A 9,905-nucleotide genomic window follows, 5' to 3' on the forward strand; every position below is an offset into this window, starting at 1 on the left:
TACAATTGCGGAAAACTAACCGACTGTGCAGGAGGAAGACAATCGTGCAGCACGTCACCGCCCACCCCGACGGCATTCTTGCGGTCGATGCCGGCTACGGCCGGCCCGGCGTCGCGGCGATCCACCTGGTCATCCATCAGGGGCACGCGGCGGTCGTCGACACCGGCACGAACGCGTCCGCCCCGCGCGTGCTGGGCGCCCTCGTCGCCGCCGGCATCGCGCCCGAAAACGTCGACTGGGTCATCCTCACCCACATTCACCTCGACCACGCGGGCGGCGCCGGCAGCCTGATGTGCGCGTTTCCGAACGCCAAGCTGGTCGTCCATCCGCGCGGCGTGCGCCACATGGTCGACCCGGCGAAACTGTGGGAAGGCACCTCTGCGGTGTACGGCGCGGAGCGGGCGTTCGCGCTATACGGGCGGCTCGCACCGGTGCCGCCGGAGCGCATCGTGGCCGCCGCAGATGGCACGGAAATCGATCTCGCGGGGCGCCGCTTCCTCGTCCTCGAGACACCGGGACATGCGCGGCATCATATCTGCGTGTGGGACGAGACGGCCCGCGCCTTCTTCACCGGCGACACGTTCGGGCTTTCCTACCGCGAACTCGACGTCGACGGCCGCGCTTCGATTTTCCCGACAACGACGCCGACGCAGTTCGATCCGGACGCGTTGCATGCGTCGATCGACCGCCTGCTGAGTTTCCTCCCCGAGGCGATGTATCTCACCCACTACAGCCGCGTGACCGACGTCGAACGCCTCGCCGCGGACCTGCACCGGCTGATCGGCGCCCATGTCGCGGTCGCGCAGGCGGCGCGGGGCGAGGGCGTCGCACGCCACGTCGAGATCCTTGCCGGGCTGGAGCAGATCGTGCGCGAGGAGGCCGAGCGCCAGGGCTGGACGCACCCCGAAGCGGAAGTGCTCGATCTGTTCCGGCAGGATCTGGAACTCAATGCGCAAGGGCTCGGAATATGGCTCGATTTCACCGCCGGGAAGGAGCCGGCGCCGACGCAGTAGTGTCGCCTGCGCCGGGGCCTGCTCACGGCGTGGTGGCATCGATCTGCGACATCAGCGCGGTGTGCTTCTCCCGCGCGGCCGCGTCGCCCTGCTGCGCCGCCTGCAGGTACCAGTGCGCCGCCAGCCGCCGATCCGCAGCGACGCCGTTGCCGGTCTCGTACAGGCTTGCGATGATGTGTTGCGCGCCGACGTGACCGGCGCGCGCGGCGGCAAGATACCAGCGTGCCGCAGTCGCAGCATCGAGCGGGACGCCGTGGCCGACGGAATACATCGACGCCAGGCTCACCTGCGCCTCGACGTGTCCCTGTCCGGCGGCCCGCCGATACCACTCCGCCGCGGTCGGCAGCGACTTCGGGACGCCGTCGCCGCGTTCGTATAATCGCGCCAGCGTGAACTGCGCCTGCGGCAAACCGGCCCCCGCAGCCCGTCGCAGCCAGCGCCACGCGGCGTTCGCGTCGCGCGACTGCGCCTCGTTGCGGTACAGCATCATGGCGTAATTGAACTGGGCGAGGCGGTTGCCGGCGCGCGCGGCGCGCTCGAACAGTCGGGCAGCTTCGTCGTGGCGCCCCGCCTCGTAGGCGCCGATCGCGTTCTGGGCGAGGGCCGCTGCCGGAGTGTCCGCAACCGCATGCGCGCACCCGAACGCCAGCGTGATGCAGAACAGTGCCCGGCATAGCGGTCGATGCATGATCGTTCCCCCTGTCGCCGGTTGGAGCAAGACAGGCGCGATTCAGTTCAGGCGGACGCCCGCTGAGGTAACATCGGCGCTCCCCCATCCGCTTGCAGGTTTCATGTCGGCTTCGATCACTTCCACCTTTCCGGACGTCGACCGGGAACGACGCTTCGGTGGCATCGCCCGCCTTTATGGCAACGATGCGCTGCCGCGGCTCCATCGCGCGCGCGTCTGCGTCGTGGGCATCGGCGGAGTCGGTTCCTGGGCGGTCGAGGCGTTCGCGCGCAGCGGCGTCGGCCACCTCACGTTGATCGACCTCGACCACGTCGCCGAATCGAACATCAACCGGCAGAGCCACGCGCTCGACGCCACGCTCGGACAGGCGAAGGTCGTCGCGATGGCCGAGCGCCTGCGCGCGATCAATCCGCTCGTGAACGTCGCCGTCGTCGAGGACTTCATCGGCGAGGACAACGCGGCGGCGCTGCTGCGGGATTTCGACGTCGTCATCGACGCGATCGACAACGTGCGGGCCAAGGTCGCGATCGTGCTGGCGTGCCGCGCGCGCCGCATTCCACTGATCGTCGCCGGCGGCGCGGGCGGCAAGGCCGACCCTTTGATGATCCGCGTCGACGACCTGTCGCGCACCGAACAGGATCCGCTGCTGGCAAAAGTGCGCAAGCGGCTGCGCAGCGAGCACGGCTTTCCGCGCAACCCGAAGCGGCCGTTCGGCATCGAGGCCGTGTATTCGAGCGAAGCGCTGCGCCTCGACGGGGCGGCGTGCGACCTGCCGCATGGGCCGCAGGGGCTCGCCTGTGCCGGCTATGGGTCAAGCATGATGATGACGGCCAGCGTCGGCCTGTTCGCCGCGGCACGCGCGCTCGAACGGCTCCTGGCGTGCCCGGCCGGCGACGCGCCCGATGCGCAGGAGGAACAGGCATGACTCATGACAGGGCAGTAGTGCTGTTTGGCCACGGCGCGCGCGATCCGGCGTGGGCGCAGCCGATGGAGCGCGTTCGCGACACGCTGCGCGCGCTGGCGCCGGAGCTCGGGGTCGAGCTCGCGTTCCTCGAGTTCCTCGCGCCGACGCTCGACGAGGCGATCGATGCGCAGGTCGCCAGGGGCGCGCGGCGGATTGTCATCGTGCCGATGTTCATCGCCCGTGGCGGCCACTTGAAAAACGATCTGCCGAAGCTCGTCGCCGCGGCCTGCGAACGCCATCCCGGGTGCGAGATCGTCCAGACGCTCGCCGTCGGCGAGGCGGAACCCGTCGTCGCGGCGATGGCAAGCTACGCCTGGCAATGCGCGATCGAAGGCGATGGCTGAACGCTGACGCACCTTTCCGCACCTTTGCAGGGAGTATGCGCAGAGGTGGCAGTGTTGACTTGCCTAAATATTAGAATAAACTAATATTCATGATCAATCAGCTCCTCGCCCGCCTCCTGCTGATTCCGCTGGTGCTCGCCGCTGCCGGAATCGCGCACGCCGAATTGTCCACAGTCCGGGTCGAGGCTCGCGTCGTGGCGCGCTCCCACCCGGCCGAAGCGACGCTCGAAGCGGTTCACCAGGTTGCGCTCGCGGCGCAGGTGCCGGGCCGCATCGTCGCCTTGAACGTCGATGCCGGTGACCGGATCGCGAAGGGCGAGATGCTGTTGCGCATCGATGCCGTCGAGGCGGCGCAGGCCGTTGCCGGCGCGGAAGCCGGCATCGCCGAGGCGCAGGCGAACCTGATCAATGCGAAAGCGGCATTTGAGCGCACCGCCCGCCTGGTCGAGCGCCGCTTCGTCAGCTCCGCCGCGCTCGACCAGGCGAAAGCAGCATACGACTCGGCCGAGGCGCAGTTGCGCGCGGCACGTGCCGGGCGCGGCCAGGCGGGCGCGGTGCAGGGCTACACGACGATCGTCTCGCCCTTGACGGGGCTGGTCGCGGCGCGGCACGTCGAACCGGGCGACATGGCGCAGCCCGGGCGCGTGCTGCTGACCGTCTATGACCCGGCCGCGATGCGCGCGATCGTCGACGTGCCGCAATACCGCATCGCCGGCGTCACCGGGGAGCATCTGACGGCGCGCATCGAACTGCCGGAATCGGGGCGCTGGTTCGACGCGGCCGGCGTCACCGTGCTGCCCGCGGCCGACCCGCGCACGCATACCGTCCGGGTGCGTGTCGATCTGCCACCGCAGGCGACCGGGCTGGTGCCGGGAATGTTCGCGCGCGTCCATTTCACGAGCGGCGAGGAGCGGCGCATCGCGGTTCCGGCCGAGGCGATCCTGCGGCGCGGCGAGATCACCGGCGTATATGTCGCCGACGGCAGGGGCGGTTTCGGCCTGCGGCAGATTCGCGCCGGCGAGGCGTTGGCGGACGGCAGCGTCGAAGTGCTCGCCGGGCTCGCCGGCGGCGAGGAGGTGGCGCTCGATCCGGTGCAGGCAAGCATCGCCGGCCGCGCCACGCGCGCCGCGAGCCGCTGACGGGAACGCGACGATGAGCACCCCGCTCGGGATCTCCGGCCGCATCGCCGGCGCGTTCCAGCGCAACGCGCTGACTCCGCTGCTGGCGCTGATCCTGTTGCTGATGGGCGTGTTCGCGACGCTCGTCACGCCGAAGGAAGAAGAACCGCAGATCGACGTGACGATGGCGAACGTCCTCGTGCCGTTTCCAGGCGCCTCCGCCCGCGACGTCGAGGCGCTCGTCGCGCGCCCGGCCGAGCAGGTGCTGTCGCGCATGGCGGGCGTCGAGCACGTGTATTCGGTGTCGCGCCCCGGCATGGCAGTCATTACCGTGCAGTTCGAGGTCGGCGTGCCGAACCAGGACGCGCTCGTGAAGCTCTACGACACGATCCATTCGAACCGCGACTGGCTCAGCCCGCAGCTCGGCGTCGGCGAACCGGTCGTCAAGCCGAAGGGCATCGATGACGTGCCGATCGTCGCGCTGACCTTCTGGACCGCCGACCCGGCCCGGGCCGGCTTCGACGTGCAGCAGGTGTCGCGCGCGGTCGAACTCGAATTGAAGCGCGTCGCCGGCACGCGCGACGTCGCGACGATCGGCGGTCCCGGCCACGTCGTGCGCGTGCTGATGGACGCCGAGCGGATGAATGCGCACGCGGTCACGGCGCAGGACGTGCGCGCCGCGCTGCAGCTCGCGAACGCGTCGCAACCGGCCGGCAACCTCGTCGCCGCGAACCGCGAAGTGCTGGTGCAGACGGGCACGTATCTCGAATCCGCCGACGACGTGCGCGCCCTCGTCGTCGGTGTCGCCGGCGGCCGGCCGGTGTTCATGAGGGATGTCGCGACGATCGAGGACGGTCCGGACCAGGCGACGCAATACGTGTGGTTCGGCACCGGTGCGGCGGCCGCGCGGGCAGGCGTCGCCGAATCCGGCGTGTTCCCCGCGGTGACGCTCGCGGTGTCGAAGAAGCCCGGCGCGAACGCCGCCGATGTTGCCGAGGACGTCCTCGCGCGCGCCGAATCGCTACGCGGCGAGATCATCCCGGAAGGCGTCGAATTCACGGTCACGCGCAACTACGGCCAGACCGCGAACGACAAGGCGAATACGCTGATCGGCAAGCTCGTTTTCGCGACCGCCGCGGTGGTGCTGCTGGTGTTCTTCGCGCTGGGGCTCCGCGAGGCGCTGATCGTCGGCGTCGCAGTCGGCCTGACGCTCGCGGCGACGCTGTTCGCGTCGTGGGCGTGGGGCTTCACGTTGAACCGCGTGAGCCTGTTCGCGCTGATCTTCTCGATCGGCATCCTCGTCGATGACGCGATCGTCGTCGTCGAGAACATCCACCGCTGGCACGCGCTCGAGCCCGACACGCCGCTGTGGCAGCTGATCCCGCGCGCCGTCGACGAGGTCGGCGGGCCGACGATCCTCGCAACTTTCACCGTGATCGCCGCGCTCCTGCCGATGGCCTTCGTCACCGGGCTGATGGGGCCGTACATGAGCCCGATTCCGATCAACGCGTCGATGGGGATGTTCATCTCGCTCGCGGTCGCGTTCGTCGTCACGCCGTGGCTCGCGCAGCGGCTGCTGAAGTCGGTCGACGCGCACCATCACGAAGGCGAGGATAAGCTCACTGCGCGGCTCGACCGCTTCTTCCGTCGCGTCATGACGCCGATGCTCGATCCGGTCAAGGGCGGGCGTGCGCGGCTCAGGCTGTGGCTGGTCGTCGGCGCGCTGATCGTCGCGTCGGTCGCGCTGCCCGCGGTGCAACTTGTCGTCATGAAGATGCTGCCGTTCGACAACAAGAGCGAGTTCCAGGTCGTGCTCGACATGCCGGTCGGCACGCCGGTCGAGGAGACCGCGCGCGTGCTGCGCGAGATCGGCGAGCACGTCGGCGATGTCGCGGAAGTCAGCGACTGGCAGGCGTATGCCGGCACTGCGAGCCCGATCAACTTCAACGGCCTGGTGCGCCAGTATTACCTCCGCAGCGCGCCGGAGCAGGGCGACGTGCAGGTCAATCTCGTCGACAAGGCGCACCGTTCGCGCAAGAGCCACGAGATCGCGGTGTCGGTGCGCGACGAGGTGACGCGGATCGCCCGCGCAGCGGGAGGCAACGCAAAAGTCGTCGAAGTGCCGCCGGGCCCGCCGGTGCTGTCACCGATCGTCGCCGAAGTGTATGGGCCGGACTACGCCGGCCAGGTCGCGGTCGCCGGCCGCGTGCGCGCGGCGTTCGAGGGTGCGGCCGACATCGTCGGCGTCGACGACACCGTGGACGAAGCGGCGCCGAAGCTCGTGCTGCGCGTCGACCAGGCGAAGGCTGCGCGCATGGGCGTCGCGCAGGCGGACATCGTCGAAGTCGTGCGCCTGGGGCTCGCCGGAGAAGATGTCACGCCGATCCACGGCGGCGACAACAAGTACGAGATTCCAGTGCGCATCCAGCTGCCGTCCGAACGGCAGTCGAGCGTCGATCCGCTCTTGGCGATGAAAGTGCGGGCGCGCGACGGCACGCTGGTATCGGTATCGGAACTCGTGCGGGCGCAGGAGACGGTGCGCGAACAGGTGATCCACCGCAAGGACCTGCTGCCGGTTGTGTATGTCACCGGCGACATGGGCGGACGGCTCGACTCGCCGCTGTACGGCATGTTCGACATCCGCTCGAAAGTGAAGGACCTCGCGCTCGACGGGGCGCCGGGGCTCGGCGGCACGCTCGGCGAATGGTTCATCCGCGCGCCGGCCGACCCGTACGCGGGCTACAGCCTGAAGTGGGACGGCGAATGGCAGGTCACGTACGAGACGTTCCGCGACATGGGCGCCGCCTACGCGGTCGGCCTGATCCTGATCTACCTGCTCGTCGTCGCGCAGTTCCGCAGCTATCTCGTGCCGCTCGTCATCATGGCGCCGATCCCGCTGACGATCATCGGCGTGATGCCCGGGCACGCGCTGCTCGGCGCGCAATTCACCGCGACGTCGATGATCGGCATGATCGCGCTCGCCGGCATCATCGTGCGCAACTCGATCCTGCTCGTCGATTTCGTCAATCAGCAGGTGCGCGCAGGCATGGATCTGGGCGAAGCGGTGATCCGCGCTGCGGCGGTGCGCGCGAAGCCGATCGGGCTCACTGCGCTCGCGGCGATGATCGGCGCGCTGTTCATCCTCGACGACCCGATCTTCAACGGGCTGGCGATCAGCCTGATCTTCGGCATCTTCGTCTCCACCGTGCTGACGCTGGTCGTCATCCCGGTGCTGTATTTCGCCGCGATGCGCAGCCGCGTCGCCCAACTGCAAGGAGAAATGCCATGAACCTGACCGTCAACCAGTTCGTCCGCATCTTCGCTGGTGCCTTTGTGCTGATCTCGCTCGCGCTCGGTGCCGAAGCCTCGCCGCTGTTCGTCAGCGCGAATTTCCTGTGGTTCACCGCCTTCGTCGGAGCGAACCTGTTCCAGAGCGGCTTCACCGGCATCTGCCCGCTGGAAACCATCCTTCGCAAGTTCGGCGTCAGGGACGCGGTCGCCTGCCGGTGAGCGGCTGGGCAGCAGGGCGTTTCAGCCGCCGCGTTTGCGCGCCATCATCGCGATCGCGAACACCGCGACGAGCGTCAGGCATACCAGCGACCAGTTCGCGATCGACAGGCCGAGGAAAGCCCAGTCGACTTTCGAGCAATCGCCGGCCCCCTGGAAGATCATCGGCAGCGCATCGGCCAGCGGAAAGCTGCCGAGCATGAATTCGAGGTCGGGCCCGCATTCGGCGAATTCCGGCGGGTAGAGCTGCATCCACGTCTGGCGCAGCGCCACGCCGCCTCCGGCGAGCGCCAGCAGCAGGATCACGGCCGCGTAGGCGCGCGTGCCGCTGCGTCGCGGCGCATGCAGCCCGGCGACCAGCGCCGTCAGCGCGATCGCGACGAAGGCATAGCGCTGCATGATGCACATCGGGCAGGGTTCGAGCCCGACGGCGTGCTGCAGGTACAGGCCGAAGCCGAGCAGCCCGGCGCATACCGCGAAGAGGCCGAGGAACAGCGCGCGGGAGGAAAAGGCGAAAGCTTGCATGTTCGGCACGCGAGTGGTTGGGCAGGGCCGGATTGTAGGTCAGGACCGGCTTTCGTCGCCGCGTCGCATGAAAAGTTCGTCGCGCGCCGCCGCTCAGACCTTGAAGCGCCCGACGGACCCTTCCAGCGCGCGCGACAGTTCCGCGAGTTCCCGTGCATGGCTGGCGGATTCGACCGCCGCGGCGTGGTTGCGCGAGGCCATGTCCGCGACTTGCTCGACGTTGCGCGCGATGTCTTGGCCGGCGGTGTTCTGTTCGTCGAGGGCGTGCGTGATCTCGCCCACTGCCCGCGCGGCGCTGCCCGCGACGTCGGCGACCTGGCGTATCGCTTCGCCCGCGGCCTGAGCCAGTCCGACGCCGCTTTTCACTCGTTCGACCCCGTCTTCCATGCTGCTGACGGTGTTCCGCGTGCCGCTCTGGATCTGCGTGACGATGCCGATGATCTCCTGCGTGGACTGGGTCGTGCGTTCGGCCAGTTTGCGCACCTCGTCGGCCACGACGGCGAATCCCCGCCCCTGTTCGCCGGCGCGCGCCGCTTCGATTGCGGCGTTGAGGGCCAACAGGTTGGTCTGGTCGGCGATGTCCTTGATCGCCTGGACGATGCTCGAAATCGCCTCCGCGTCCTTGCCGAGGGCCGTGATCGACGCCGCGGCACTGCTGACTGCCGCCGAAATGCGCTGGATCGCGTCCGACGCGTCGCCCGCGACCGATACGCCGTCGCGCGACAGGCGCCCGGACTCGGTCGCCGCGCTCGCCACTTCGCGCGCATGCTCGGAGATCTGGCGAATGCTCACGGTGAGCTCTTCGACCGTCGCGGCCATCGCGCCGGCCGCCTCGTTCTGGCTGGAACTCGTGTCGAGCGCGATGCCCGAAACATCGACGAGGCGTGCGCTGCGCTCGGCGATGCGGCTGCCGCTCGCGCGCACGTCGCGGACGATGCCCTGCAGGTTTTCGAGCAGGTCATTGAAGGCTTCGACCGCATGCCCGATTTCGTTGTCGCCGGCCGACGGCGCGCGCAGCGTCAGATCGCCGCTTGCGCGGATGCCGTTTGCCGTACGCGCGAGCGCGCTCAGCGGCGGGACGATGTGGCGATAGGTCAACGTGCACAGCGTTGCGGTCAACAACGCCGCCAGGAGCACTGCGGCGGCGATCGCCCACTGGCTGAACCGCATCGTGTCGTGCGCGGCGGCGCGCGTGCTGGCGGCTTCGGCCTCGATGCGGGCGGCGAGCCCGTTCATCTCGGTCTCGAGCGCGCTGAAGTCCTTCATGAATTCGATCTGCAGCAAAGTGATGTTGTCGTAGTCGCCGACCAGCTTGCCGACGATCCGCTTGGCGTTCGTCGCGTAGCGCTCGAGCGCTGGGCGCATCGACTCGATTGCGGCCCCGACTGCCGGGCCGAGTTCCTGCCCGGCGTTGCCGGCGAACGCTTCTTCGAGCGCGCCAACGTTGGCATGCAGCCGGCGGCCGGCCTCCTCGATCGCCGCGTAATCGCTCTGTTCGGCGGCTAGCAACGCGGCGAGGACATCGCTGCGAATCGTGCCGCGCAGCACGTCGGCTTCCACCTGCCGCCGCGCGGCCGCTGCGGCTTCGTAACTGCTCGTGACCGATCCTTCCAGGCTCGTGACGCTGCGCAATCCGATTCCGCCCACTGCGAGCAGCATCGCCAGCACCACCAGCGACAGCGCAATCAACGCCGCCCTTATCGATAGAGCCTTCGGTTTCATGTCTCCTCCAGGTGTTCCGATCGT

The 9,905-nt window shown here is 68.8% G+C and carries 9 protein-coding genes; 6 read left to right on the forward strand and 3 right to left on the reverse strand.

The genetic code is table 11. The annotated features are described in order from the left end of the window. Positions 1-44: 44 nt before the first annotated feature. Positions 45-1,013, forward strand: coding sequence for an MBL fold metallo-hydrolase (locus pbN1_RS11660; RefSeq protein ID WP_169201682.1), 969 nt, complete (start codon positions 45-47; stop codon positions 1,011-1,013). A gap of 22 nt (positions 1,014-1,035) precedes the next feature. On the opposite strand, the gene pbN1_RS11665 is transcribed toward pbN1_RS11660, so the two are convergent. After that, entirely contained in the window at positions 1,036-1,701 is a 666-nt protein-coding gene (locus pbN1_RS11665; protein WP_169201681.1) for a tetratricopeptide repeat protein, read from the reverse strand. Between the two features lie 103 nt (positions 1,702-1,804). On the opposite strand from pbN1_RS11665, the gene pbN1_RS11670 reads away from it, so the two are divergent. The 5 genes from pbN1_RS11670 to pbN1_RS11690 all read left to right on the forward strand — a co-directional run bounded on the left by pbN1_RS11670 (position 1,805) and on the right by pbN1_RS11690 (position 7,637). Beyond that, the gene (locus pbN1_RS11670; RefSeq protein WP_169201680.1) at positions 1,805-2,626 is read left to right on the forward strand and encodes a tRNA threonylcarbamoyladenosine dehydratase; all 822 of its coding nucleotides are present in this window, start codon (positions 1,805-1,807) and stop codon (positions 2,624-2,626) included. Next, positions 2,623-3,009 carry a sirohydrochlorin chelatase gene (locus pbN1_RS11675; RefSeq protein WP_169201679.1) on the forward strand — a complete coding sequence of 129 codons (387 nt, stop codon included), beginning with the start codon at positions 2,623-2,625 and terminating at the stop codon, positions 3,007-3,009. The genes pbN1_RS11670 and pbN1_RS11675 overlap by 4 nt, the downstream gene beginning before the upstream one ends. 89 nt (positions 3,010-3,098) lie before the next feature. Beyond that, a complete protein-coding gene (locus pbN1_RS11680; protein ID WP_169201678.1) occupies positions 3,099-4,148 on the forward strand; it encodes an efflux RND transporter periplasmic adaptor subunit in 1,050 nt (349 codons plus the stop codon). Between the two features lie 13 nt (positions 4,149-4,161). After that, positions 4,162-7,416 (forward strand): efflux RND transporter permease subunit, encoded by a 3,255-nt coding sequence (locus tag pbN1_RS11685; protein WP_169201677.1) that lies wholly within the window; start codon positions 4,162-4,164, stop codon positions 7,414-7,416. Further along, positions 7,413-7,637: a YgaP family membrane protein gene (locus pbN1_RS11690; RefSeq protein ID WP_210147478.1), complete on the forward strand. Its 225-nt coding sequence runs from the start codon at positions 7,413-7,415 to the stop codon at positions 7,635-7,637. Before pbN1_RS11685 ends, pbN1_RS11690 begins: the two co-directional genes overlap by 4 nt. A gap of 21 nt (positions 7,638-7,658) precedes the next feature. On the opposite strand, the gene pbN1_RS11695 is transcribed toward pbN1_RS11690, so the two are convergent. Both pbN1_RS11695 and pbN1_RS11700 read right to left on the reverse strand, forming a co-directional pair. Beyond that, positions 7,659-8,159 carry a disulfide bond formation protein B gene (locus pbN1_RS11695; RefSeq protein ID WP_169201676.1) on the reverse strand — a complete coding sequence of 167 codons (501 nt, stop codon included), beginning with the start codon at positions 8,157-8,159 and terminating at the stop codon, positions 7,659-7,661. A 93-nt stretch (positions 8,160-8,252) separates the two neighbouring features. After that, a complete protein-coding gene (locus tag pbN1_RS11700) occupies positions 8,253-9,881 on the reverse strand; it encodes a methyl-accepting chemotaxis protein (RefSeq protein ID WP_169201675.1) in 1,629 nt (542 codons plus the stop codon). Between the last annotated feature and the right edge of the window lie 24 nt (positions 9,882-9,905).

It is taken from the genome of Aromatoleum bremense, from assembly GCF_017894365.1.
In the GTDB taxonomy this organism is placed as follows: Bacteria; Pseudomonadota; Gammaproteobacteria; order Burkholderiales; family Rhodocyclaceae; genus Aromatoleum; species Aromatoleum bremense.

Bases quoted from the DNA above. Each gene is read 5' to 3' on its own strand.
- pbN1_RS11665 (WP_169201681.1), bottom strand. From the start codon at position 1,701: ATGCATCGACCGCTATGCCGGGCACTGTTCTGCATCACGCTGGCGTTC.
- pbN1_RS11670 (WP_169201680.1), top strand. From the start codon at position 1,805: ATGTCGGCTTCGATCACTTCCACCTTTCCGGACGTCGACCGGGAACGA.
- pbN1_RS11675 (WP_169201679.1), top strand. From the start codon at position 2,623: ATGACTCATGACAGGGCAGTAGTGCTGTTTGGCCACGGCGCGCGCGAT.
- pbN1_RS11680 (WP_169201678.1), top strand. From the start codon at position 3,099: ATGATCAATCAGCTCCTCGCCCGCCTCCTGCTGATTCCGCTGGTGCTC.
- pbN1_RS11685 (WP_169201677.1), top strand. From the start codon at position 4,162: ATGAGCACCCCGCTCGGGATCTCCGGCCGCATCGCCGGCGCGTTCCAG.
- pbN1_RS11690 (WP_210147478.1), top strand. From the start codon at position 7,413: ATGAACCTGACCGTCAACCAGTTCGTCCGCATCTTCGCTGGTGCCTTT.
- pbN1_RS11695 (WP_169201676.1), bottom strand. From the start codon at position 8,159: ATGCAAGCTTTCGCCTTTTCCTCCCGCGCGCTGTTCCTCGGCCTCTTC.
- pbN1_RS11700 (WP_169201675.1), bottom strand. From the start codon at position 9,881: ATGAAACCGAAGGCTCTATCGATAAGGGCGGCGTTGATTGCGCTGTCG.